The 25,305-nt window shown below is 71.8% G+C and carries 18 protein-coding genes; 14 read left to right on the top strand and 4 right to left on the bottom strand.

Going from position 1 to position 25,305, the window contains the following annotated elements:
- The first annotated feature begins 99 nt into the window (after positions 1–99).
- The 7 genes from ACIP8Z_RS18295 (at position 100) to ACIP8Z_RS18265 (ending at position 6,410) form a co-directional block, all read left to right on the top strand.
- Positions 100–636, top strand: coding sequence for a hypothetical protein (locus tag ACIP8Z_RS18295; protein WP_402084532.1), 537 nt, complete (start codon positions 100–102; stop codon positions 634–636).
- 42 nt (positions 637–678) lie between these two features.
- On the top strand, positions 679–1,107 hold the full coding sequence (locus ACIP8Z_RS18290) for a hydrolase (protein WP_402084530.1): 429 nt from the start codon (positions 679–681) through the stop codon (positions 1,105–1,107).
- A 120-nt stretch (positions 1,108–1,227) separates the two neighbouring features.
- Positions 1,228–1,734, top strand: a complete 507-nt coding sequence (locus ACIP8Z_RS18285; RefSeq protein WP_402084528.1) for a DinB family protein — start codon at positions 1,228–1,230, stop codon at positions 1,732–1,734.
- Between the two features lie 10 nt (positions 1,735–1,744).
- Positions 1,745–2,365: an HAD family hydrolase gene (locus ACIP8Z_RS18280; RefSeq protein WP_402084525.1), complete on the top strand. Its 621-nt coding sequence runs from the start codon at positions 1,745–1,747 to the stop codon at positions 2,363–2,365.
- Between the two features lie 77 nt (positions 2,366–2,442).
- Positions 2,443–2,994, top strand: coding sequence for a DinB family protein (locus ACIP8Z_RS18275; protein ID WP_402084522.1), 552 nt, complete (start codon positions 2,443–2,445; stop codon positions 2,992–2,994).
- A 159-nt stretch (positions 2,995–3,153) separates the two neighbouring features.
- The gene (locus ACIP8Z_RS18270) at positions 3,154–5,475 is read left to right on the top strand and encodes an FG-GAP repeat domain-containing protein (RefSeq protein WP_402084520.1); all 2,322 of its coding nucleotides are present in this window, start codon (positions 3,154–3,156) and stop codon (positions 5,473–5,475) included.
- Positions 5,476–5,954: 479 nt separating this feature from the next.
- Positions 5,955–6,410: a hypothetical protein gene (locus ACIP8Z_RS18265; RefSeq protein ID WP_402084517.1), complete on the top strand. Its 456-nt coding sequence runs from the start codon at positions 5,955–5,957 to the stop codon at positions 6,408–6,410.
- 9 nt (positions 6,411–6,419) lie between these two features.
- On the opposite strand, the gene ACIP8Z_RS18260 is transcribed toward ACIP8Z_RS18265, so the two are convergent.
- Complete coding sequence (locus tag ACIP8Z_RS18260; RefSeq protein ID WP_402085295.1) at positions 6,420–6,809, bottom strand: transposase; 390 nt, start codon at positions 6,807–6,809, stop codon at positions 6,420–6,422.
- A 723-nt stretch (positions 6,810–7,532) separates the two neighbouring features.
- On the opposite strand from ACIP8Z_RS18260, the gene ACIP8Z_RS18255 reads away from it, so the two are divergent.
- The 3 genes from ACIP8Z_RS18255 to ACIP8Z_RS18245 all read left to right on the top strand — a co-directional run bounded on the left by ACIP8Z_RS18255 (position 7,533) and on the right by ACIP8Z_RS18245 (position 14,161).
- Positions 7,533–9,698 carry a VCBS repeat-containing protein gene (locus ACIP8Z_RS18255; protein ID WP_402084515.1) on the top strand — a complete coding sequence of 722 codons (2,166 nt, stop codon included), beginning with the start codon at positions 7,533–7,535 and terminating at the stop codon, positions 9,696–9,698.
- 103 nt (positions 9,699–9,801) lie between these two features.
- Positions 9,802–12,054 (top strand): FG-GAP repeat domain-containing protein, encoded by a 2,253-nt coding sequence (locus ACIP8Z_RS18250; RefSeq protein WP_402084513.1) that lies wholly within the window; start codon positions 9,802–9,804, stop codon positions 12,052–12,054.
- 154 nt (positions 12,055–12,208) lie between these two features.
- Positions 12,209–14,161, top strand: a complete 1,953-nt coding sequence (locus tag ACIP8Z_RS18245) for a protein kinase (protein WP_402084511.1) — start codon at positions 12,209–12,211, stop codon at positions 14,159–14,161.
- Here the strand turns inward: ACIP8Z_RS18245 and ACIP8Z_RS18240 are convergent.
- Together ACIP8Z_RS18240 and ACIP8Z_RS18235 are read right to left on the bottom strand one after the other, a co-directional pair.
- A complete protein-coding gene (locus ACIP8Z_RS18240) occupies positions 14,150–14,554 on the bottom strand; it encodes a Zn-ribbon domain-containing OB-fold protein (RefSeq protein WP_402084509.1) in 405 nt (134 codons plus the stop codon). The genes ACIP8Z_RS18245 and ACIP8Z_RS18240 overlap by 12 nt on opposite strands.
- Entirely contained in the window at positions 14,554–15,003 is a 450-nt protein-coding gene (locus tag ACIP8Z_RS18235) for a DoxX family protein (RefSeq protein ID WP_402084507.1), read from the bottom strand. Before ACIP8Z_RS18235 ends, ACIP8Z_RS18240 begins: the two co-directional genes overlap by 1 nt.
- A 181-nt stretch (positions 15,004–15,184) precedes the next feature.
- Between ACIP8Z_RS18235 and ACIP8Z_RS18230 the strand changes: the two genes are divergently transcribed.
- Entirely contained in the window at positions 15,185–16,348 is a 1,164-nt protein-coding gene (locus ACIP8Z_RS18230) for a flavin-containing monooxygenase (protein WP_402084505.1), read from the top strand.
- A gap of 279 nt (positions 16,349–16,627) precedes the next feature.
- On the opposite strand, the gene ACIP8Z_RS18225 is transcribed toward ACIP8Z_RS18230, so the two are convergent.
- Complete coding sequence (locus ACIP8Z_RS18225; RefSeq protein WP_402084503.1) at positions 16,628–18,316, bottom strand: FG-GAP-like repeat-containing protein; 1,689 nt, start codon at positions 18,314–18,316, stop codon at positions 16,628–16,630.
- Positions 18,317–18,550: 234 nt separating this feature from the next.
- Between ACIP8Z_RS18225 and ACIP8Z_RS18220 the strand changes: the two genes are divergently transcribed.
- From ACIP8Z_RS18220 to ACIP8Z_RS18210, 3 genes are all read left to right on the top strand, one after another.
- On the top strand, positions 18,551–20,773 hold the full coding sequence (locus ACIP8Z_RS18220) for an acetate--CoA ligase family protein (RefSeq protein ID WP_402084501.1): 2,223 nt from the start codon (positions 18,551–18,553) through the stop codon (positions 20,771–20,773).
- A gap of 11 nt (positions 20,774–20,784) precedes the next feature.
- Positions 20,785–21,570 carry an enoyl-CoA hydratase/isomerase family protein gene (locus ACIP8Z_RS18215; RefSeq protein WP_402084498.1) on the top strand — a complete coding sequence of 262 codons (786 nt, stop codon included), beginning with the start codon at positions 20,785–20,787 and terminating at the stop codon, positions 21,568–21,570.
- Between the two features lie 165 nt (positions 21,571–21,735).
- Positions 21,736–25,302: a hypothetical protein gene (locus tag ACIP8Z_RS18210; RefSeq protein ID WP_402084496.1), complete on the top strand. Its 3,567-nt coding sequence runs from the start codon at positions 21,736–21,738 to the stop codon at positions 25,300–25,302.
- Positions 25,303–25,305 lie beyond the last annotated feature (3 nt).

The following is a 25,305-nucleotide window of genomic DNA, read 5'->3' as shown; positions in this document are numbered from 1 at the left end:
CCGTGGCCGGCCGGCGGCCGTTTCCGTCATGCGTCACCCACACCCTATTATCGTCACATTGACGGTAATAGGGTTGATCGCAACGGGTGAAGGGACTCCATGCACTGGATGTCCGAGGAGCACGCCTTCGACAGGTTCAGCTCCTCCATGCGGGGCCGCTTCAAAAGGGATGCGGGAGTCGTCACGGTCTACGCGACGACGGCGCGGATGACCCGGCCCCAGGGCGAACGACTGACCGGCATGACGGACCCGTACTACTGGGAACCCGCCGCCCGCATCGCACGGTTCGTAGGGACTCCGGACAGCACGCGCGTGCGGCGGTTCCGTGGCAACGCCTGGGCACGGATCACCCAAGAGGAGTCGAACCACGCCTACTGGGTGGCGGCCGAAGGCAGGGTCGACATCTCCACTCCCTCACGGGAGCCGGGCGACGACATCGAGCAGGAGATCCGGACCACCACCGACCACCTGCAGTGGGCGGAGAAGCCGGAGCACGAGCAGTGGGAGAGGGAGTTCGGCCTCCCGCGCCCCCCGGTGCGCGGCCTGGTGGTGGTCCGGCTGCACGTCACCGAGATCTACGGCGCGTTCCGCCCCGAGGGCGAGCTGGACGAGTGGGTGGAGCCGATGTACTGGTGATGGGGCCGCTGATGGGGCCGCGCCCCCAGGAAGGATGAGGGGATGGCGTCGATCATTACCGCTCTCCCGGCAGAGTTCTGGACCGTCCGGTACGAGGGCTCGCGCTTCCCGGGCGCCGCCGCCGTGGCCGCCCGGCCGGGACTGGCGGCCGGCGCCAACTGCCAGCTGTTCGCGTACGAGGTGCTCAGGCACTTCGGCCTGACCCCTCCGGAACTGCGCTCCTCCGAGCTGTGGAGCGACACCGAAGCCACGGTCCACGTGCCGGTCGCGCAGCCCCTGGACCTGGTCCTGTTCAACTCCACGGCCGGCGCGTACGGGGCTCATGTCGGCGTCCAGGTCGATGACGACGCGATCCTCCACCTGTGCGCTGAGGCCGGACGCCCGGTGGTGTGGGCAGCGGCGGACTTCGCGGCACGAGAGCGGTACGCCGTCCGGCTCGGCGCCAAGAGAGTCCTTCCCCGGCCTGCCTGAGACGTCCCCGGGCGGCCCGAGACGACCATGGGCCCGTCGCGGGCCGGCCGGCGGGGGACGAGGCGGCCCGCACGCAAAAACACATCGACAGGAACGCGGTGTTCGGAGACCCTTCGTGCGATGACCAGAATCGGCGACACTCCGTCCGCGTGGGACGAGCGCACCCAGCTCACCACGTTCCTCGACTACGCACGTGACACCGCCCGCGCCAAGTGCGAGGGCGTCTCCGCGGAGAACGCCCGCACGGCGCCTCTCCCGGGCTCACCCCTGATGACCCTGAGCGGAGTGGTCAACCACCTCCGCTGGGTCGAGTACTACTGGTTCCAGGTGGTCTTCCTCGGCGAAGAGGACAAGGGCCCCTGGACCGAGGAGGACCCCGACCGCGAGATGCGCATCGCGGTCGACTTCCCCCTCACGCAGCTGCTCGACGAATACGCCGAACAGAGCGCCCGCTACCGCGAACTCGTCGCCCGGAACGACCTGGACACCCGGGCCGAGCGAACCATCCGCGACGGCCTGCACGTCGACCTCCGCTGGATCCTCCACCACCTCGTCGAGGAGACCGCCCGGCACAACGGCCATCTGGACATCCTGCGCGAGCTGGCCGACGGCACGACCGGCTCCTAACATCGGGCACATGACCAGCACGTTCGTTCTCTTCGACGTCGACGGCACCCTCATGGACGCCGTCGCCAACCAGCGCCGCGTCTGGCACGAGTGGGCCGCCCGGTACGGGGTCGACGGGGACGAGGTGTACGCCGTCGCACTCCGGACGCGGCCCGTCGAGACGTTCGCGGCCGTGGTCCCGGAGCGGGACCCGGGCGAGTGCCTCGCCCTGCTGCACGCACTGGAGGACGAGGACGTCCGGACGGGCTCGTACGGGGCCTTCGACGGGGCCGCCGAGCTGCTCAACGCCCTTCCGGTGGACCGGTGGGCGCTCGTCACGTCGAACTACGAGCACCGGGTGCGGGGGCGGTTCGAGCGGACCGGTCTTCCGATGCCGGGGCTGATCGTTGACGCGGCGTCGGTGGCCGAGGGGAAGCCGTCCCCGGTGCCGTACCTGCTCGCGGCGGAGAAGCTGGGCGCGGACCCGGCGGACTGCCTGGTGATCGAGGACGCGCCGTCCGGCGTCCGCTCCGGCCTCGCGGCCGGGATGACGGTCTGGACGGTCAACACCGAGACCCCGCACCCCGAGGCCCATCGGCACTTCAGGTCCCTGGCGGAGGCCGCGCCGCACATCGTGGGTGCGCTGTCTTGAGGAAGTGCCGGACGTCAAAGGGTCGTTGACGCCTTGCCCGCGTTTCGGGACGGTCGCCCCGAGCCCATGATGCGGGTATGAAGATTCCCGACCGACGGATCGAACTGTTCACCGGCGCCGAGAGCGAGCGCCGGTTCGGCGGCCCCGCGACCGGCGACGAGAGGACCATGCTCGTGGCCATGCTGGACGCCCAGCGGGCCACTTTGAAGCTGAAGTGCTCAGGGCTGTCGGCGGAGTTGGCCGTACGGTCCGTGCCGCCTTCCTCACTGTCCCTGCTCGGCCTCGTACGGCACCTCGCCGACGTGGAACGCCGCTGGTTCCGGTCCGTGCTCGCCGGACACGACGTCGAGCTGCGCTTCTCCTCCGTCGAAGCCCCCGAGGGCGACTTCGACGGCTCCGGCCCCGAACCCGAGGTCGTCGCGGAGTCCTGGGAGGCCTGGGAGGCCGAAGTCGCCTTCGCGGAGAGCCTCGTGACCGAGGCTCCGCACCTCGACGTCGAGGGCCATGACTCGTGGCGGGGAGCGGTCTCACTGCGCTGGGTGCTGATCCACATGATCGAGGAGTACGCCCGCCACAACGGTCACGCCGACCTGATCCGCGAACGGATCGACGGAGCGGTCGGGGTGTGATCCCGCGCCGGTTCACCCGTGCTTCGGGCTCGTGTCGATTCCCGTACAACCTCCTCACGGGCTCGCGGGTCTTTCGTCGCGTGGGCGTACGAAGCGCCCACATCGCCGCACGCAGGGAAACCGTGGGACTCGCGTCATCGGTCCCCTGAAAGGAACACGTTGCCTCCCATACGCCATACCGGCACCCGCACCCGCTCCCGGCGTCTGACGGCGGCGATCGCGGCCGCGCTCGCCGTCACGGCCGGCAGCATGGCAGCGGCTCCGGCGGCCACCGCCACCACCCAGGCGGCGGCCGCCGCGACGACGACGGTCGATGCCGTGCCCGCGTTCCCGCTGGACTCCGAGATCATCAGCGCGGGCACCACCGGCTACCTCAGCAGGAACGCGTCCGGCGAGTACCGCTGGACACGCACCGCCGACGGCACCTCGACCGTGGTCGACTCCCAGGCCCCCGTACTCGGTGCCGCCTCCGACGTCCTCGTCGCCACCGTCGGCGACCGCGTCCTGCGTCTCACGGACATGGCCACCACCGGAGCGACCCCGGTCGACATCGACCTCAAGACACTCACCGACGGCACCCACACCGCCTTCGGCGCGGTCGGCACCACCGTCCTCACCAGCGTGACCACCCCGGCGGGGGCCACGGAGCTCCACCTCGTCTCCCCCGGCGACAACGGCACCGCCACCAACCGCACCGTCACCGGACTCCCGGCCGGGGCCGGGTCGTTCACCCTCGCCTCCGCGATCCCCGGCACCGCCCTCGTCGGCTTCAAAGTCGGCGGCAAGACCCAGTTCGCGGTGATCGACCTCGCGACGAACACGGCGCCCGAGACCTACCAGGCCCCGCTGTCGACCTCGGAATCACCGTCCGCCGCCCTCTCCGCCACCCACGTGGCCTGGGTCGAGACGACGCGGGACCGGAACGGAGAGCCGCAGGCCGACGTCGTCGTCACCGACCGCAAGACAGCCGAGAGTCCCCAGAGCCGACGCTTCAGAGTCCAGTGGGAGCCCATGGGCATTCGCGTCGGCCTGACGGGAAACTGGGTGACGTACGGCGAGGACGCCACCGACCCCGTCCACTTCCGCCATCCGTTCATCGCCCAGCCCCTCACCGCGGGCTCCGGCTCGGACAAGCCGCTTCTGGCGCACGCGACGAGCCTCACGACCGCTCCCGACGGAAGCCTGCTCGTACGCGGCGGTTCACTGACGGACGGCGAAGGCGAAGGGCTGTACCGGGTCGTCGCGGGTGCCGACGGCACCATCGACCGCAGACTCGTCGCCGGGACCGGCGAGACGACCCGGTTCGTGGTGACGGGACACAACATCACGGACACCATCGAGTTCGACAAGAACGGCGTCGGCTTCCCCTTCACGTTCTCCACGAACCGGAAGGGCGCGCACGTCTCCTTCGAGATCAAGTACGCCGGTGCCAATTACCGCTACGACTGGCGGGGCGAGGCATCCGTCCTGGACAGCGGGAGCGGTCCCGGTTCGGTCACTCTCCGGTGGGACGGCCACCGCCTGGACAGCGATGGCGAGCCCTCGTCGTCATATGGGCTCATGCGCAACGGCCCCGTCGAGTGGACCGCGATCGTCTCACCGGTCGACGGTGTGGGCGGGTCCGTGGAGCTGAGCGGCACGAGCACGATCACGCGCAAGCCACATCCGCACGACTTCACCGACGACGGATCGCCGGACCTGCTCATGCACAACCAGGGGTACGTGTCCTTGAAGAACAGCATGTTCCACCCGAAGGACGGCTCCTTCTCCTGGGAGGACATGAGTACGCCCTACACCGGCTGGAGCGTCTACGACCGCTTCTCCGTCCCCGGGGACCTCGGCGGAAGCAACGCGCCGGAGATCATCACCCGGGACAAGAGCGGCGACCTGTGGCTCTACTCGAAGGCGGAGGGGAACAGCTACATCCCGAAGCTGGCCCCGCGTGTGCGGATCGGAAGCAACTGGGGTGTCTACGACAAGATCGTCGGTGGCAGTGACGTCACCGCCGACGGCAAGCCGGACCTCCTCGCCACGGACAAGTCCGGCGGCCTGTGGCTCTACCCCGGCACCGGCGACCTCAAGGCCCCGTTCGGTGACCGCAAGAAGATCGGCGGCGGCTGGGGCATCTACAACCAGATCGTCGCCACCGGAAACCTCGCCGGAGCCCCGGCGGGCGACCTGGTCGCCCGCGACGCGGCGGGCGTCCTGTGGATGTACCTCGGCAACGGGGACGGCACCTTCGCCCCACGCGTGAAGCTCGGCGGCGGCTGGAACGAGTACACACGGATCGTCAGCGTCGGAGACCTCAACTACGACGGTTATGGGGACCTGATCACGTACGCCCCCGAGAACGTGGACATCCCCACCTCCCCGTCGTCCACGAACGCCTATGTGTACTGGGGCACGGGCGACTGGCGGGCCCCGTTCAAGCCGAGGGTCGCACGCTGGGTCCCCGGCAAGGGCGTGCAGGACGTGTTCTAGCGGCGAGGTCCCACCCGGCCGGACTACGGCGGCACAGAGTCGACGTGCCTGGAGAGTCTCGGGTGGGACCGCCCTCTCTCCGAGAGTCGCTCCTTCCGGCGGCGCGTCAAGGGCGCTCCCTGCGGTCGCGTCGCTGCGCGATGGCCTACGGCCACCCTTGACCCACCACCTCCAGGAGCGAAAACACTCTCGGAGGGCGGTCCGGGGGCCGGGGTCCACGCCGGGCTTCGGGCATTGTCGGGGGTGGGAGGGCGCGTGCCGGCCGGTGGGTGGGGGCTGGGCGTGTGGCGGGGGTGGGCTTCCGTCGGTGGGTTCGGGGTGCGCGGTTGTTGAATGGGGCGGTTGGCGTCCGGCTCAGCGGGATTCCGTGGCCGGTTGGCCGGGCCGAAGGTTGCCGGGTACGGGAAGTGTGCGGTGTTCGACAAACGAGGATGCTGTTGTCGTTCAGCGTGAGGCGGGGGAAGGAAGAGGTACGGACGATGCTGTTCTCGGTTCCGGATCAGGCCTGGTGGTGGATCGCGGCTGGGGCGACCGTGGCGGCCGTGATCACGTTCGTGGTGCTGCCGCCCGAGCCCGACGAGGTGCCAGAAGCGGTCCGAGCCGCAGTCGAGCGGAACAGGAGGATCGGCAAGTGGGGTGCCTGCCTCGGGGTCCCCGTCCTCTGTGCCATGGCCGCCCTGACAGCGCTGATCCGGCCGGAGCCGGCGCCAGTCATTCTGTTCCTGTACAGCGTTGCGGCCGGATCCATGCCGATCGCCCTGCTCCCGATCCGGCGTCGGATGTATCGGCACTACTTCGCCCAGCTGCAGACCCCCGGGAGCAAAATCACCTTGGACCGCCTCTCGGCCACCTGGCTCTACAGCATCCTTGGCATTGTGATCCTCGCATCGACTGCGGCAGTGATGTCGGCGACGTATGAGCCCAGAGGTCTTTGAGGCAGCGCCCTACCCGGTGAGTCGTCGGTAGTTGATGAGGTTGGTGGCGATGGCCGTGAAAGCGAGGAAGTGTTCTGGCTCGCGTTCGTAGCGTCGGGGGAGCCGATTGCAGCCGGCGAGCCAGGACATGGTCCGCTCGATGACCCATCGGTGACGGCCGAGCCGCCCGGAGGTCTCGATGCCCCGGCGGGCGATCCGTGGCGCGATGCCGCGGACCGTCGGCCAGGCCGGCCCGAACAGCGGTGGCACCTGCCGCCACGTGCAGCCCGACGTGGCCACGAACACGATCGCGGCCAGACACTCGCGATCCCCCGCCCGCCGGCGACCCCCTCCTTGCGGGCGTATCACCACCGTCTCCGGCACCACTCTGCGGAACAACTCCCACAACTCATCCGGCACCAACCGCTCGGCAAGACTCGTCAAGCCCAGCGCAACGAGCCAAACCGCCAAGAGAAACGAGGTCTAACTGCGCGCTACTCCGAGTAACAGGCGGGGAATTACTCCTCATTGGGGATGAATCGCCCTTATCGGGCGGTGAAAGTGCAAGAAAATCACGCCACCAGGTCCCACCACCCACCAAGACAGACCAGCGGGGCGTGGAGCCCAGCCCGAGGACTGCGGTCGGCCGCTAAGCCGGACCCCGGCTGCCCCATTCAACTGCCGCGCACCCCGAACCCACCGACGAAGACCCACCGGTCCCCGCAACGAACCAAGCCCCCACCCCCCGGCCGGCACACGCCGGCCAACCCCCGACACTGCCCGGGGCGTCCGCGTAGGCCTCGGCCCTCGGCCGCCCTCCGAGTGTGAAAAGGCGGCCTCCGCCGCCGGGTCAAGGGTGGGCGCAGCCCATCGCGCAGCGACGCGACCGCAGGGAGCGCCCTTGACGCGGCGGCGGAGGACGCCACACTCGGAAAGAGGGCGGCCGCACCAGAGACCCACACATCCGGCCCACCCCCAGAACCCCCACCTGCCGCACCCCCAGCCCCAGCCCCAGCCCCCAGCCGCGTTCACCCCTTCTTCGAACGCAAGTTGATTCCCGTACAACCTCTCCGTCGGCTCGTGGGTCTGTTGAGGTGTGGCGCGCGAAGCGCCCACACCTCAACAATCGGGGGGATACCCACCATGCCTCGTGCAGCCCGCACCCTGGCAGCCGCCGTCACCACCGTGCTCGCACTGACCTCGGGAGCGCTCGCCACCGTGCCCGCGACCGCCGCCCCGGCGGCCGGTACCGCGAACGCGGCCGTCGGCGCCGAGGAGCAGACCGCGCTGTCGTTCCCCGCCAAGAGCGAGATCGTCAGCGCGGGACCGCACGGTTTCCTCACCAAGGGTGAGAAGTACCAGGATCTCCTCTGGACGCGTTACGCCGACGGCTCCACCACCAAGCTCACCGGCACCCCGCTCGGCAACACTCGGTCGGACGCCGTCGTCGTGGAGTCGTCATGGGACGTCTACCAGATCCACGACATGGCCGGGGGCGGCGAGCCCGTGACCATCGACCTGTCCGATCGAGGCATCCCCTACCGCTTCCTGGCGCTCAGCGGCTCGACGCTCGTCATGTGGTCCGACGATGCTCTCCACCTGGTCAGCAAGGCGGGCGGCCGGATCGTGGACCGGAGGGTGGAGGGGCTGTCCTCCACGATCGCGGAGGCCACGCCCGACACGATCCTGGTCGAGCGTGGCTCGTCCGACGGCACGCCGCAGTACAGCGTCGTGGACGTCTCCACCGGCACCGTCACCGGGACCGTCACCGGCACGGCAGCGGTGCCGGAACTGAGCGACAAGGTCGCCTCCTCGGCCACCACCCTCGCGACCAGCCGGCGGGCGGCCGACGGGACCCGCGGGCTCGTCCTCGTCGACCGGGCCTCCGGCACGGTCACGACCAAGCCGTTGGGAACCGGCGACCGCGTCCAGGTCGAGATGATCGGCGACTGGGCCCTCACGGCGGACCCGCTCGGCCTGACCCAGGCCGTCTCCCCCGACCTGGTCCCCCTGACCGCGCACCACATCAAGGACGGACGGACGGTCACCCTGCTCGACCACCGCTCGTCCTCGGTCGTCGCCCCCGACGGGACCCTGCTGATGCGCGGTGGCACCAAGGCGCACGGTGAGGGTCTCTACCGGATCTCGCTCGGCTCCGACGGGGTCCCGGCCGCCGAGCCCGTCGCGAGCAGCGGCGAGTCCGCCGCTCTCAGCCTGCTGCAGTCCGACGTCGCCGAAGCCGTCACCTTCGGTGGCCCGGGCGGCCACGACGAGGTCCTCACGTGGGAGCTGTCGCGGCACAACGTGCGCTTCGAGGTCGTCCTGCGCCACACCGCGACGGGTCTGACCCGGCGGCACACGAGTACGTCGTATCCGCAATCACACAGCCTGTACTACTGGTGGAACGGCAACCTGGACGGTGCGGCCGGTCCCAGCGGCGCCTACACGTGGGAGCTGACCGCCACCCCGCTCAACGGCGTCGGCGAACCCGTCCGCACCTCGGGCGAGTTCACCGTCTCCCACACAGGCACCCCGCACGACTTCAACAGCGACGGCTCGCCGGACATCCTCGCCCGGGACGCCGCCGGCCGGCTGTGGCGGGACGACACGTACTACGAGAACTCCAAGCTGAAGTCCTCGCGGCGCACCCTGATGGGCGGTGGCTGGCAGGTGTACGACCGGATCGAGGCGACCGGCGACCTCGCCGGCTCCGCCGTCGGCGATCTGCTGGCCCGGGACAAGGCCGGTGCGCTCTGGTTCTACCGGGGCAAGGGCGACGGCGGGTTCACGGACCGGGCCAGGATCGGGACCGGCTGGGGCATCTACGACAAGATCACCGGCGGCAGCGACCTGACCGGCGACGGCAGGGCCGACGTGCTCGCCACCGACAGGTCGGGCGGCCTCTGGCTCTACCCGGCCAGCGGAAACGTCAACGCCCCGCTCGGCAACCGCAAGAAGATCGGCAGCGGTTGGGGCGTCTACAACCAGATCACCGCCGCCGGGAACCTCGCCGGCACCCCGGCCGGAGACCTCGTCGCCCGCGACGCGACCGGCGTCCTCTGGTCGTACCTCGGCAAGGGCGACGGCACCCTCGGCCCGCGGGTCAAGATCGGCGGCGGCTGGAACAAGTTCACCCACCTCGTCGCCTCCGGCCCCCTTCACGCCGGGTACTACAACACCGTGCTCGGGATCGGCCCGGCCGGCACGGTCTCGTACTTCGCGACGAATACGGCGGAGTGGCCGATCGCCTACGGCCGCTCCGAGGCCCTCTACGCGGGTGAGACCGCCAAGTTCAACGACTACTCCTGACCCGCGCCCCGACTCGCGTCCCGACGCACGTCCCGACCCGTGTCCCGACGCGGTCCGCAGGTCCGGCGGTCACCCGTCACCGGCCTCCTGGAAGGAACCGACCTTGTCCCCCGTACGACACCACCGCTCCCGGCGCCTGACCGCGGCGATCACCGCCGCCCTCGCCGTCACCGCCGGGACCCTGGCCGCGGCCCCCGCCGCGCTCGCCACCACCACCGTCGTCTCCGCGCCCGCCGCGGCCGCGGAAGTGATCCCGTTCCCCCTCGGCTCCGAGATCGTCAGCGCCGGTGCCACCGGCTTCCTCACCAGGAACACCGCCGGTGAGTACCGCTGGACCCGCCTCGCCGACGGCACCTCCACCGTCGTCGCCTCACAGGCCCCCGTCCTGGCGGGTGCCTCCGACGTCCTGGTCACCACCACCGGCGACCGCGTCCTGCGTGTCCAGGACATGGCCACCGGCGCGGCACCCGCCGACATCGACCTCAAGGCGCTGGCCGACGGCACCCACACCGCCTTCGGCGCGGTCGGTACGACTGTCCTCACCAGCGTGACCACCCCCGCCGGGGCCGTGGAACTGCACCTTGTCGGCTCCGCGGCCGACGGCCCGGTATCGAACCGGCCCGTCACCGGACTGCCCGCGGGCGCCGGTTCGTTCACCCTCGCCTCGGCCGCGCCGGGCACCGCCCTGGTCGGCTTCCGGGCCGACGGCAAGTCCCGCTTCGCGGTGATCGACCTCGCGACGAACGCGGCCACCGAGACGTACGAGAACCCGCACCCTTCGGCCCTCTCCCCCCTCGCCGCCGTCTCCGCCACCCACGTGGCCTGGGTCGAGAGCCAGAGCACGGGCAACTACGAAACGGTGGTCGTCACCGACCGGACGACCGGTGCGGTCCAGCGGTTCGCCGCCCAGTACTCCAAGGGCGTCAGAATCGGCCTGACGGGTTCCTGGCTGGTCCACGGGACCTACCGGAACGGCCAGTCGGCCTTCGAAGCCAAGTCCCTGGCCACCGACCCGGCGAAGCAGGTCCTGGCCCACGCGACGAGTCTGGCCACCGCCCCGGACGGCACCCTCCTGGTGCGCGGCGGCTCCCTGACGGAAGGCGAGGGCGAGGGGCTGTACCGGGTCGCCGCCGACACCGACGGCGGCATCATCCGGCAGCTCGTGGCCCGCACCGGCGAGCCGACCGAGGTCGTGATGAAGGGGCACAACATTCCGCAGGTGCTGGACCTCGACAAGAACCAGGGCGTCGTCCCGTTCACCATCGACGTGAGCAGGGCGGCATCGGTCGACCTTCGCCTCAATCCGGGCAGCAGTCCGGTGTGCGGTGACTACTGGATGTCCGCCTGGAGCGGGAGCGGTTCCACGGCCGGTCCCGGAAGCGTCACCATGACCTGGGACGGCAGTTACGCCTACCCCGACGGGGGCGATTTCTCGTACGGCCCGGCGGAGAACGGCACGTGGACGTGGTGCGTCACCATGCACCCGGCCGACGGCGTGGGTCCCTCGGTGGAGAAGATGGGCACCTTCACCGTCGCCCACAAGCCCCACCCGCACGACTACAGCGACAACGGGTCTCCCGACCCGCTCATCGTGGACGGCGCGGGCGCCCTGCAGTCGTTGGACGCCGACTACGACCCGTCCAGCGGGAGGGCCGGGTTTTACGGCTCCAGGCAAGCGGTCCGGGGGACCGGCTGGAACATCTACGACCGGTTCACTGTCCCCGGCAACCTCGGCGGCAACGCCGAACCCGACGTCGTCACCCGGGACAGGAGCGGCGGTCTGTGGCTCTACCCCAGCAGCGGGACCAGTGCCCAGCTCGGCAGCCGCAAGAAGATCGGCACCAACTGGGGTGTCTACGACAAGATCAACGGCACCGCCGACATGACCGGTGACGGAAAGCCCGACCTCCTGGCCACCGACAAGTCGGGAAACCTCTGGCTGTACCCCGGCACGGGGAACATCGACGCCCCGCTCGGAGACCGCAGGAAGATCGGCGGTGGCTGGGGCGTCTACAACCAGATCGCCGCCACCGGGAACATCGCCGGAGCGCCCGCCGGAGACCTCGTCGCCCGCGACGCGGCCGGCGTCCTCTGGCTGTACCTCGGCAAGGGCGACGGCACCTTCGCCTCCCGGGTGCGGATCGGCGGCGGCTGGAACGAGTACACCCGGTTCATCGCCCTCGGCGACGTGACCCGCGACGGCCGCGGCGACCTGCTCGTGTCCTATCCGAACGCGGAGGTCTGGGGCGGCGAGAGCGGCTACGTGTACGAGAGCACCGGCGACTGGCGCACGCCCTTCAAGCCCCGCCGGGAGGCCTACACCCCCGGAAGCCGCGGAGACGTCGCCGTCTTCTGACCGACCGGAACTCTCCTTCCATGAGGTCCAGTTGAAGCCGAGCCCCCTCACCTGATCGATATTCAGATCGCGAGGGGGCTCGGCTACTGTGTGGCCCATGCAGGGGGAAATGGAAAACAATTCGAATTCGGGCGTTCTGGAAGGCAGCGGGGCCATGCCGCTCGCACCGGGTGATCCCCGGCAGATCGGCGCGTTCAGGCTGCTGGGGGTCCTCGGGTCCGGGGGGATGGGGCGGGTCTATCTCGGTGCCGTGCCCGGGAAGTTCGCCGCCGTGAAGCGGGTTCTTCCCGTACTCGCCGAGGACGCCGACTTCCTCAGCCACTTCGGCCACGAGCTCGACAACCTCGCCCGGCTCCCCGCCGGCGCCAACACCAAGCTGCTCGCCAGCGACCGCACGGCCAAGCCGCCGTGGTTCGCCACCGAGTTCATCCCGGGCATCACCCTCAACGAGGCCATCCGGCTGCACGGCGGCCCCCTTCCGGGTCCCGCCCTCTGGCGGCTCCTGCGCGAGGCCGCCGCCGGGCTCGGTGTCGTCCACGGCGCCGACATGGTGCACCGCGACCTCAAGCCCTCCAACGTCATGCTCACCTCCTCCGGCCTCTCCCTCATCGACTTCGGCGTCGCGCGCGCCGCCGACCAGAGCCGGCTCACCAAGACCGGCATGGTCATCGGCACCCCCGCCTACATGGCCCCCGAGCAGGCTGTCGCCGACCGCCGGCTCACCGGCGCGGCCGATGTCTTCGCCCTCGGCAGCCTCCTCCTCTACGCGGCGAACGGCCGCCCTCCCTTCGGCGACGGCTCCGGCCCCGACCTGCTCTACCGCGTCGTCCACGCCGAGCCCGAGTTCGGCGGGCTCACCGAGACCGAGCCCGAGCTCGCCGAGATCGTCCGGACCTGCCTCGCCAAGGACCCGGCGGACCGCCCCACGGCCGCCGAGCTCGTCGAGCGCACCTCCGAGCGCGCGGCGGGCGCCCCCTGGCCCTCCGCCGTCGGTGAACGCATAGCCGAGCGGGCCGCCTTCGCCGCCGAGGTGCCGACCGCCGAGCATCTGGCGGAGCTCGCGAAGGCCGAGCCCGCCGAGGACGTCGCCACCGCCTCCCTCACTCCGCAGGCGGGCTCGAAGGAGCCGGACACCGCCTCGCCCGATCCGCTCGCCGTCACCGGTTCCGCTTCTCGCGGGCCGCGCGAGAAGCGGCGCAACCGGTTCGTCATGTTCGCGGTGCCCGTGGTCGTGGCGACCGGCACGACCCTGACCGTGGCCCTCGGCCCGTACCAGATCGGTCAGCTCGGCGCGGGCGCCGGGCCTTCCTCGTCGCCGTCCGCCGTGGCCTCGCAGCCGGCGAACGTACAGCTGCCGTCGACCGCTCCCGGCTCGCCTTCCGCCAAGACCCCGCCCGGCTCCAAGCCTCCGGCGTCCAAGCCGCCGGGCTCTTCGCCCGGCGCGCCTCCGCCCGCCGACGGCGGTGCGGGTGGTGGGGCGGGCGGTGGCGGCGGTGTCGTCGGCGGCACCGGCACCCAGCCCGGTGGCGGTGGCGGGAACGGCAGTGGTTCCGGCGGCGGGGCCGACCCCTCCGGTGCTTCCGGCGGCGGTTCCGGCCCCACGAACCCCGGCGGTGGCACGACGACCCGTCCTCCGGCCACGCAGCCGGCGCGGACCACGAAGCCCGCGCCGCCGCCGGCCACCGGCGGCTCGACGCCCTCGGGGACGTACTCCCTGGAGAACGCGTCCACCGGCAACTGCCTGGCGGAGTACAACGCGGGCTTCGGCGACCTCGTCACGTCCGCCGCGTGCGGGTCGACGGGCAGCGGCGGCAGCACGTACTGGTTCTCGTGGACCTACTCTCCCGGTGCCGACGGCACCTTCCGGCTGAAGAACCAGCATTCCGGCCGCTGCCTCCAGCCGGCGGGGAACACGGCCGTCACCACCGCCGCGTGCACCGGTTCCTCGGCCCAGTCCTGGAAGGTCGTCTCCTCGACTTCCGCCGGGCGGATGTTCAGGAACGCGAGCGACGGGCGGTGTCTGACGGCCGGGTCGTTCGCCATGACGTACACCTGCGGCTCCTCCGGCCAGAGCGAGCAGGTCTGGCGGAACATCTCAGCCCTCTGACGGCGGGCCGAAGACGGGGACCTCCACCTCCCCCTCGCTCCGGAAGGCGACCTCCAGTTCCATCCCGATCCGGAGGTCGCCCTCCGGCACGTCCACGACCTCCGTCATCATGCGCGGACCCTCCGCCAGGTCGACGACCGCCGCCACGTACGGGACGCGCTCGCCGAAGGGCGGGAGGTCGTTCCGGTGGACGACCGACCAGGTGTAGAGGGTCGCGCGGCCGCTCGCGCGCTCCCAGGTCACGTCCTCGCTCCAGCAGTACGGGCAGAACTCGCGCGGGTAGTGGTGGACGCGGTCGCAGGCGGCGCAGCGGCGCAGGAGGAGGTGCCCCTCTGCGGCGGCGTCCCAGTACGGGCGGGTGAAGGTGTCGATGTCGGGGTCGGCGGCGGTCATCAGAAGAGTCCGATCGCGTGGTCGAGGGACCAGGTCTGCCAGGACATGGCGAGGAGCGCGACGATCGAGATGAGGGCCATCATCGCGTTCTGTCCCTGCTCGGCCCAGTCGTGGATCATGAGCACGAGGTAGAGGAGGTTCAGGAGCAGGCCGCCGATCAGGGCGACCGGGGTCAGGAAGCCGGCCACCAGGCCGAGCCCGAGGGCCAGTTCGGCGTAGACGACGACGTACGCCATGAGTGTGGGGCGCGGGGCGACGATCGTCTCGAAGCCCTTCCTGACCGGGGGCCACTTGTGCTTGCCCGCCACGTCGGCGGCCCAGGCCATGCCGGTGCCGCGCTCGAACCAGCCCTTCTTGTCCTTGTGGCGCCAGCTCTCCAGCCACCACAGGCCGAGGCCGATGCGGAGGACGGCGAGCCATTCGGCGCCGGTGAGCCAGACGGTCTGCATGCGCGCTCCCCCTCGTGGGACACCACTGGATCTGACGGTACGTCAGTTCAGCGCAGCCCGGCGTCCGGCGCAAGAGGCGGGCGCCGGGCGGCCGGTGCGGGCGGTCGGCGTGACCGATTCGCAACCGAAATCCCTCTTGACCGAGACCCACAGCGTGTACACGTCATTACGCTCAGCATTCATGGCCACCACCCCCCTTGCACCCTCTCCACAGGCTGATCACCCCGTGTACGTCATCGGCGCGGGCCCCGGCGGGCTCGCGGTCGCCGCCGCCCTGCGCGCACGGGGCGTCCGGGCCGTCGTCCTGGAGAAGTCCGACGCCGTCGGCGCCTCCTGGCGCGCCCACTACGACCGGCTGCGACTGCACACCACCCGGCGGCTCTCCGCCCTCCCCGGCCTCAAGATGCCCCGCTCGTTCGGGCGCTGGGTCGCCCGCGCGGACGTGGTGCGCTATCTGGAGAAGTACGCCGAGAAGCACGAGCTGGAGATCGTGACGGGCGTCGAGGTCTTCCGTGTCGAGCGGGCCGGGGCCGACTGGGTCCTGCACGCGACCGGCGGGCGCCGGCTCACCGGCCGGGCGGTCGTCGTGGCCACCGGCTACAACCACACCCCGCGCCTGCCCGACTGGCCCGGCCGCGACACGTACAAGGGGCGCCTCGACCACGCCCGGACCTATCGCAACCCGGAGCCGTACACCGGGAAGGACGTCCTCGTCGTCGGCATCGGCAACACCGGCGCCGAGATCGCCGCCGACCTCGCCGACGGCGGTGCCGCGCGGGTGCGGCTCGCGGTGCGGACCGTCCCGCACATCGTGAAGCGCACCACCGCCGGCTGGCCGGCGCAGCGCTCCGGCATCCTCGTCCGCCGCCTGCCGACGGCCCTCGTCGACCGGCTGGGCGCCGTCGCGGCCCGGGTCGGGACGCCGGACCTCTCGGCGTACGGGCTGCCCCGGCCGGACAAGGGCCTCGCGACGCGCCAGCGCGAGGGCGCGATCCCGGTGCAGGACGTGGGTCTGATCGCGGCGGTGCGGGCGGGGAAGGTCGAGGTCGTCGCGGCCGTGGAGGGCTTCGAGGACGGCGAGGTGCTCCTCGCGGACGGCACCCGGATCGCCCCGGACGCGGTGATCGCGGCGACCGGCTACCGGCGCGCGCTGGAGCCGCTGGTCGGGCACCTGGGCGTGCTCGACGGGCGCGGGCATCCGGTGGTGCACGGGGCGCGCTGCCCGCGCGAGGCGCCCGGGCTGTACTTCACGGGGTTCACGAACCCGATCAGCGGGATGTTCCGCGAGCTGGCGATCGACGCGGAGAAGATCGCGCGGCGGATCGCCCGCCAGATCGCACGGTGACCCGGCGGAGCTGCCGACGTGACGGATCGCGGTGACCCGGCGGAGCTGCCGGCGTGACGGATCGCGGTGACCCGGCGGAGCTGCCGGCGTGGCGGATCGCGGTGAAGGGCGGGCTGCCCGCTCGGCGGATCGCGTGGCTTGTCGCGATGCTCCGACGGTGCTGCCCGCTCGGCGCCTCGCGGTGACCCTGCGGGCGGGGACCGCGAGGCGAGGCGGGGGCCGTGCCCGCCCCCCGGAGACGCACGGGGGGCGAGCACCTGCTGACCCCGGGGGACGGGATCAGAGCGTGGTGATGCCCTTCCAGCCCCGGCCGATCTGCACCCGGGGCTTCAGGCCGCCCTTGCCGTCGCCGTCGTAGCGCCACAGGGCGCCGGCGGTGTCGGTGGCGAGGACGTCGGGAACGCCGTCGCCCGACAGGTCACCCGCGCCCGTCAGGTGCAGGGCCTTCCAGCCCTGACCGATCCTGGACCGGCCGCCCCGCTCGTAGCGGTAGAGGTCCCCGGCCGGGGTCTGGGCGACGTAGCTCTGGTAGCCGCCCGCCGTGACCGCGCCGACGCCCGTCAGGCGGTAGCCGGTGAAGCCCTGGCCGGTCTTCTGGCGGGTCCGGAGGCCGCCGCTGCCGTTGCCCGCGTACTGCCAGAGGGCGCCCGAGGGGTCGGTGGCCAGGACGTCCGGGAAGCCGTCGCCCGTCAGGTCGCCGGCCCCGGTGAGCCTGAGGTCCTTCCAGCCGGTGCCGATCTTCACCTTCGTCGCGAAACGGCCGTCCGCTGTCCCGTCGAGCCGCCAGAGGCCGCCGGCGGTGTCCTGGGCGAGCGCGTCGGGGCGGCCGTCGGCGTTGAGGTCGCCGGCGGCGGTGAGGCGGTAGCCCTTCCAGCCCCCGCCGATCCTCACGCGGGGCTTGAGGGCGCCCGTTCCGTTGCCGTCGTAACGCCAGAGGACACCCGCGCCGTCCAGGGCGAGGACATCGGCGCGGCCGTCGCCGGTGTAGTCGTGGCGGAAGGTGCCGTGGGGGTTCCAGCCGCGCGGGATGACCCAGGAGAGGCCGGAGGCGGTGGTGTCGGGGGCCGAGAGGATCTTGGGCGTGCTGCCGGGAGCGGTGGCGCTGCTGACGGTGGCCTGCTGCTGTGTGCCACCGGAGATGTACGCGACCTGGGAGCCGTCCGGGGACCACTCGGGGAACATCACGTTCTTGCCCTTGGACAGGGAGTACTCGCTGCCGCTGCTCAGGACGCGGGCGCGGACGTCGTACGCGCCGTCGACATAGGCCGAGAAGGTGATCCGCTCGCCGTTCGGCGAGAACGTCGGGTGCAGGCCGTAGGTGGCGCGCTTGGGGGCGCCGCCCACGCGCGGGTCCCAGATCTGGACGGAGCTGCCGCGCAGGAAGGCGATGCGGCCGTCCCAGGCCACGTCGACCTGGCCGTCCCAGGTCAGCTCGGGTGAGGTGAAGACGTAACCGAGGCCGGAGCCGTCGAGGTTGACCCGCATGATGCGCAGGCGGTCGTGGCCCGGCTTGGCCCCGAAGCTCAGGTAGAGCTGCTTGCCGTCGGGGGTCCAGTCGAGGCCGCTGAGCCAGCCGTCCGGCTCGTCGATGTCCATACGGACGGGGCGGGCGTTGCGGCCGTCGGCGTCGGCGACCCAGATGTCGCCGTAGCCGTCGTTGTTGATGAAGGCCATGCGCAGGCCGTCGGGCGAGTAGGTGACGCCGCTGATGTCGGCCCTGGTCAGACCCGGGCCGGTGGGCACGAGCGTGCGCCGGTCGGTGCCGTCGGCGTTGACCGTGACGAGGGTGCTGTGGCGGATGCCGTCGACGTCCTTGTACTCGGTGAAGACCACGCGGGGCTTCGGCGCGCCCCCGGCGGCCTGGGCCGGTGCCGTCGTGACCGCGGTGAGCGCGGCGGAGGAGGCGAGGACGGCCAAGGCGGCCCCGAGGGCGCGGCGGCGCCCCCGGATGCGGGTGGAGCGGGTCAAGTGATCCCCCAGGAGGAACGGATGTCGTCGGACACGGTCGGTCACGTGGTCCGGGGAGTAGGACGGTCCGCCCTGCCGAAGGGTTGTACGCCGCCGGGGAATCCGTTCCACACCCGCCGCCCCACGAGGGCCGCCTCACACGGGCCGCCTCACACCTATTCCTGACTGGGCGTCAGTTCTGTAATCTGACTGAGCGTCAGGTGTATACGGATGGGTGAAGGGCGGGCGGAACACATGCTTGGATCGACTCACGGCACCTTCACCACCGATCTCCGCGCCCGCGTGGTCGCCTGCGGGGAGTCGCCCCGCACCACCGTGCACGGCGTCGCCGCCGCCCCCGGCGACCAGGACGTCAGCGGGCGCCCGCTGCACGCGGCCGTGCCCGACCTCGACCGCTTCTTCCGGCCCGAGTCCGTCGCCGTCGTCGGCGCGTCCGACGCCGAGGGCCGGCCCAACACCGGGATCACCCGGCAGCTGCTCGCCTGGGCCGAGCGGGTCGGCGCCCGGCTGGTGCCCGTGCACCCCACCCGTACCAGCGTGTTCGGGATCGACTGCGTACCCTCCGTCGGCGCGCTCACCGAACCCGTCGACCTCGCCGTCCTCCTCGTGGCCGACCCGCTCCCCGTGATCGAGGAACTCGCCGAGACCAAGGTGAGGTTCGCGGTCGCCTTCGCCTCCGGCTTCGCCGAGACCGGCGAGGCCGGGGCCGCCGCGCAGGAACGTCTCGCCGCAGCCGTACGCCGCTCCGGACTCCGTCTCCTCGGCCCCAACACCAACCTCAACGCCTTCGAGCGCTTCCGCGAGGACCTCGAAGGCCCCGCCGTCGCCCTCATCACCCAGTCCGGCCACCAGGGGCGGCCCGTCTTCACCCTCCAGGAGCTCGGCGTCCGCCTCTCCCACTGGGCGCCCACCGGCAACGAGGCCGACCTGGAGACCTCCGACTTCATCTCGTACTTCGCGGGACGGCCCGAGGTCGGCGCCATCGCCTGTTACGTCGAGGGCCTCAAGGACGGCCGCTCCTTCCTCCTCGCCGCCGACCGGGCCGCCCGTCACGGCGTCCCGGTCGTCGCCGTGAAGGTCGGCCGCACCGAGACCGGGGCCCGTACGGCCGCCTCCCACACCGGCAAGCTCACCGGCGCCGACCAGGTCGTCGACGCGGCCATGCGCCAGTTCGGGGTGATCCGGGTCGACGGGCTCGACCAGCTCCAGGACACCGCGACCCTGCTCGCCCGCGCCCGCCGCCCGCGGGCCGACGGCGTCGTCGTCTACTCCATATCCGGCGGTACGGGTGCCCACTTCGCCGACCTGGCCACCGAGGCGGGTCTCCAGCTGCCCACCCTCCCGCAGGCCAAGCAGGACGAACTGCACGAGTGGATACCCGAGTACCTCTCCGTCTCCAACCCCGTAGACAACGGCGGCCACCCGGTGGGCGACTGGCGCGGCCGGAAGATCATCGACGCGATCCTCGCCGACCCGTCGGTGGGCGTGCTGATCTGTCCGATCACCGGCCCCTTCCCGCCCATGAGCGACAAGCTCGCCCAGGACCTCGTCGACGCCGCCGAGGCGACGGACAAGCTGGTGTGCGTGGTGTGGGGGTCGCCGGTCGGCACGGAGGACGCGTACCGCACGACCCTGCTCGGCTCCTCGCGCGTCGCCACCTTCCGTACCTTCGCCAACTGCATCGGGGCCGTGAAGGCCTATCTCGACCACCACCGCTTCACCACCGCCTACCGCTCCCCCTTCGACGAGGCACCCCGCACCCCCTCCCCCTCCTTCCGCAAGGCCCAGGCCCTCATGCGGCCCGGCCGGCGGCTGAGCGAGCACGCGGCGAAGCAGCTCCTGCGGGCGTACGGGATTCGGGTGCCGCGCGAGCAGCTCGTCACCAGCGCGGCGGCGGCCGTCCGGGCCGCCGGGCTCGTCGGCTACCCGGTCGTGATGAAGGCCTCGGGCGCGCAGCTCGCCCACAAGACCGAACTGGGCCTGGTGAAGGTCGGGCTGACCTCCGCGAGCCAGGTCAGGGACGCGTACCGAGAACTCACCGACATCGCCCGCTTCGAGTCGATCGACCTCGACGGGATCCTCGTCTGCCAGATGGTCGGGCGCGGGGTCGAGATGGTGGTGGGCGTGACCCGCGACGACCTGTTCGGTCCGACGGTGACGGTCGGGCTCGGCGGGGTCCTGGTGGAGGTCCTCAACGACACGGCCGTACGGGTCCCGCCGTTCGGGGAGTCCGAGGCGCGCTCGATGCTCGGCGAGCTGCGCGGCCGGGCCCTTCTCGACGGGGTACGGGGCGCGCCGCCGGCCGACGTGGACGCGCTCGTCGAGGTGGTGCTGCGGGTGCAGCGGATGGCCCTGGAACTCGACGGCGACCTCGCCGAGCTCGACATCAACCCGCTGATGGTGCTGCCGCGGGGACAGGGTGCGGTGGCCCTGGACGCGCTCGCGGTCTGTCGCTGAGGAGACCGGTCATGGCCGAAGTACTGCACGCCGTCGAGAACGGCGTCTCGTGGATCACGCTCAACCGCCCCGAGGCGATGAACGCGGTCACCAGGGACCAGCGGGAACGGATCATCGCCCTGCTCGCCGAGGCCTCCGCCGACCCGGACGTCCGGGCGGTGGTCCTCACCGCCACCGGGCGCGGCTTCTGCGCGGGCGCGGATCTGCGGGGTGCGCCGTCCGCCGGGGAACCGGTGGCGGGGGACGTGGCCCGGATGATCCGCCTCGGGGCGCAGCGCTTCATCGGGGCCGTCATGGACTGCGAGAAGCCGGTGATCGCGGCGGTGAACGGGACGGCGGCGGGGATCGGGGCGCATCTGGCGTTCGCGTGCGATCTGGTCCTGGCGTCGGAATCGGCGCGGTTCATCGAGGTGTTCGTACGCCGTGGGCTCGTCCCGGACGGGGGCGGCGCCTATCTCCTCCCCCGGCTGATCGGGCCGCAGCGGGCGAAGGAGCTGATGTTCTTCGGGGACGCGGTGTCGGCGGCGGAGGCGCACGGCATGGGCCTGGTGAACCGGGTCGTCCCGGCGGAGGAACTGCCGAAGACGGCCCGGGAGTGGGCCGAGCGCCTCGCCCAGGGTCCGACGCGGGCACTCGCGCTGACGAAGCAGCTGGTGAACGCGTCGCTGGACGCGGACCGCGCCGCCGCCTTCGCGGCGGAGGCGGCGGCGCAGGAGATCAACATGACGACGCGGGACGCGAAGGACGGGGTGGCGAGTTTCGTGGAGCGGAGGGAGGCGCGGTACGAGGGGCGGTAGCGGAGGCTGTCGTACCGGAGCCCTAGGGTGTGCAGCGCATATGCCTGACACTGCCGCTCCGGGGGGAACGGAATGCCCAACTCCGCGCGCTCGCGCAAAAAGTCCCGAAGATCCGGAAGATCGCTCCTTCTGGTCCCTGCGCTGCTGACGGCCCTGGTCGGGCCGATGCTCCCGACGGGTGCCGCGTCGGCCGCGACACCGACGCCGACGGTCAACGCCGCACCCGCGGACGAGCCGACGCCGGACCCCACGGCGGACCCGACGCCCGCGCCGAACCCGACGGGCGAGCCGACGCCCGCGCCGACGCCGACCGTCGAACCGTCGCCGAACCCGACGGAACCGACGGCTGATCCGACGCCCAGCACGGAACCCACCACCGACCCGTGCCCCGCCCTGGCGCTCGCCCCGCTGGGCGGCGACCCCGGGGACGCGATCGGACGGGTCACGCTGGAGCCGGACGACACCGCCTGCTTCACGGTGACCGTGGACGAGCCGGGACCGCACCAGTTGCTCAGCAACGGGGACGGCTCCGTGACGGCCAGGCTCTACGACGGCGAGACGCCGCTCGACTGCTTCGACCCGCGCACCTACACGCGCACCTGGTGCCGGCCGGGCCACGCGGGTACGTACACCCTGCGGGCCACCAACGGCGGTACGAGCCGGGCATCGGCCGCGTTCGCCGTCCAGCCCCTCGCTGCCACGGCGGCCTGCGGCACCGAGGTGAGCACCCGCTACGACGCGGAGCCCGTCACCGGAACGGCACAGAGCGGCTTCGCCCTCCTCTGCCAGAACTTCGCCGGCCTGCCGGGTGAGCGCATCACCGTCGACACCAGGACCGGCAGCGGCGGGGCATCCTCCTGGATCACCGACAAGACCGGGAACCAGATCTGTCCCAAGTTCAACCAGGACGGGTCGACGGGGTGCGTGCTTCCCGGCCGAGGCCCCTACCGGGTGCTGACCAGGGTGGGAGGCTCCGCCCCGGTCTACCCCGTCACGTACACCCAGAAAATCCGCCGGCTCTCCGACCCCGCGGGCTGCGCCTCCCTGACGGTCCACGACTTCGCTTCGGTTCCCACCACCTCGCCGGGTACGGCGTGCGCGACCTTCACGCCCACCGCCACCGCCCCGCACGACGTCCACGCCGTCGAGGGCTCCTCCGCGCAACGGCTCACCGTGTACGGGACGGACGGCGGCACGGTCTGCGAGGCGTGGGCGGAGGTGTGCCGCCTCACCGCCGGTACCCGCTACACCGTGGTCACGGAGGACCCGGTCCAGATCCTCGACCGCTCCTCCGCGGCGGGCTGCACCACCGCCACCATCGGCGGGAACACGAACGCCACGTTCGACGTGGTCGGCGAGGTCGACTGCCTGACCCTGCCGCTGCCCGAGGGCGCCCACCTGGCCGCCGCGCGGTCGTACGGCAGCGCCACGCCGTATCCCGAGGTGACGGTCGTCGACGCGAGAGGCGAGAAGATCTGCGCCTCCGACGCCCTGGAGGCGGGTGCGTGCGAGCTGACCGGCCCCGGTCCGCACCGTGCCCTGGTCACCATGTACGGCACCCTCATCGGCTCCCCGACCATGACGGGCGCCTACCACCTCGCCTTGCACCGCACCGACGCCGAGAATGCCTGCCCCGTGCTGCCTGCGGGCGACTTCACGGCGGACAGCCCGCGGGCGGTGGTCACGATCGGCGGCGGGGACTTCGCCCAGTGCCTCTCCATCCCCGCCGACGACCACACGGGCGGGGAGTTCATCCGATTCGGTCCGTCCCACTGGTCGGGAAGCCTGTCGGTCTTCGACTCGAACGGGGAACGGGTCTGCTTCCTGTCGTCCGGCGGATGGACCTCCTGCGCCCTCACCCCGGGGCTCTCGCACACGGTCCTTCTCTCCGACGCGTACTGGGGCAGCACTCGCACCGTGTCCCGGCATGACCTCACCGCCACCGCACGCGGCTGCGTCACGACCCCGGCCACCGCCGTCGGCGGCCCGTCCAGCGGCGGCGCCATGCCCGCGGACGACACCTTCCTGTGCCTGCGGGTGACCACGGCCGACGCGAGGGACACCCTGCACCTCGGCATCCGCGACGCGCAGGGCAGAGCACTGTTCAGCGCCTACGACGCGAACGGCGAGCTCGTCTGCGGCTCCTACGCGAAGGGCTGCGCGGCCACCGGTTCCGCCGCCTACCAGGTGCTCATCAGCAAGGACTGGTCGAGCGCCCCCGCCTACCGGTTCGACGCGCTGCGCATCGGCACGGCGAGCGGCCCCGCGCCCGAGTGCGTCAAGGTCCCGAACGTCAGCTACGGCTTCGGGCCTCTCGTCGGCACCCTCAGCGAGCAGCACACCGCGATCTGCGCGGTGCTGCCGACCGCCGAGGGCGACGACTTCAGCCTGGCGCTCACACCGGCGGGTTCCTTCGAGCAGTCTCCGACCCCCCGGCTCTACGCCGAGTCGGGTTCCGAGGACGTCTGCCGCGGGTCGTACACCAGCGAGGGCGACACCTACCGCTGCTCCGTACCGGGATACTCCTCGCCGCGGGTGTCCCGGCCGTCGACGCTCGTCATCGGGCTCCCGGCACAGCCCGCGCAGGCGTCCACGGCGGTGCGGGCCACGGCCACGTGCACCGACACGTACTGCGGCGTCGAGAAGCCGGCCATCGGCACCGTGAGCCCCGCCGTGGGTGGTGCGGGGAAGATCACCGTCACCCTCACCGGCACCGCGCTGCACGAGAACGACCAGGTGGCGGTCCTCGGGACGGACGGCGCGTGGCGCCGGTCCACGACGGTGTCGGTCGCGCCCGACCGCCGCAGCCTGACGGCGGCCCTCGATCTGACGGGCGTGAGCCTCGGCGCGCGCAGCCTGAGCGTGTTCACGCACAACGGCTGGGAGTACGACAAGGGCACGTTCACCGTCGCCGCGCCCCTCCGCGCCACCGCCGCCCCCGGCATCACCGGCACCGCCGTCGTCGGCGGCAAGGTGACGGCGCGGGCCGGGTCCTGGACGCCTGCGGCCGAGTCGTACGCGTACCAGTGGCGGGCGAACGGGGTCGCGATCGCGGGAGCCACGGCCGCCACGTACACGATCCCCGCCGCCCTCCAGGGCAAGCAGCTGTCCCTGGCCGTGACCGCCCGCAAGGCCGGGCATCCCGTCGTCACGGCGGTCAGTGGGTACCTCGTCGTCAAGGGCCTCGCGCCCAAGCCCACCAAGGTCCCGTACCTGTCCGGCGCCACCCGGGTCGGGAGCAAGGTGTCGGCCGTCGTCGGCACCTGGGCGCCCGCGCCGACCTCGTACGCCTACCAGTGGCGGGCGAACGGTGTCGCCATCGCGGGTGCCACGGGGTCCTCGTACGTCCCGCCCGCGTCCGTCGTCGGCAAGAAGCTCTCGGTGACCGTGACGGCGCACCGCACCGGGCACCTCAGCGGGACGTACACGACGGTCGGGTACGCCGTCGCGTACGGCTACGCGCCGAAGGCGACCAAGGCGCCCTACGTCACCGGCACGGTCAAGGTCGGGCGGACGCTCACCGTGAACCGGGGCACGTGGACGCCGGCGCCGACCTCGTTCGCGTACCAGTGGTACGCGAACGGACGGGCGATCAGCGGGGCCACCCGCGCCACGTTCACGCTCACCAAGGCCCAGCGCGGGACCCGGATCACCGTCAGGGTGACCGCCCACCGCACCGGGCACACCTCGGGTGTCGCCTGGTCCCGGCCGACGGGCGCCGTCGCCGGCTGATCC

This window comes from Streptomyces sp. NPDC088553, assembly GCF_044752965.1.
Lineage (GTDB): Bacteria > Actinomycetota > Actinomycetes > Streptomycetales > Streptomycetaceae > Streptomyces.
Note: the sequence above shows the minus strand (reverse complement) of the source record. Positions and strands in the feature narration are given on the sequence as shown.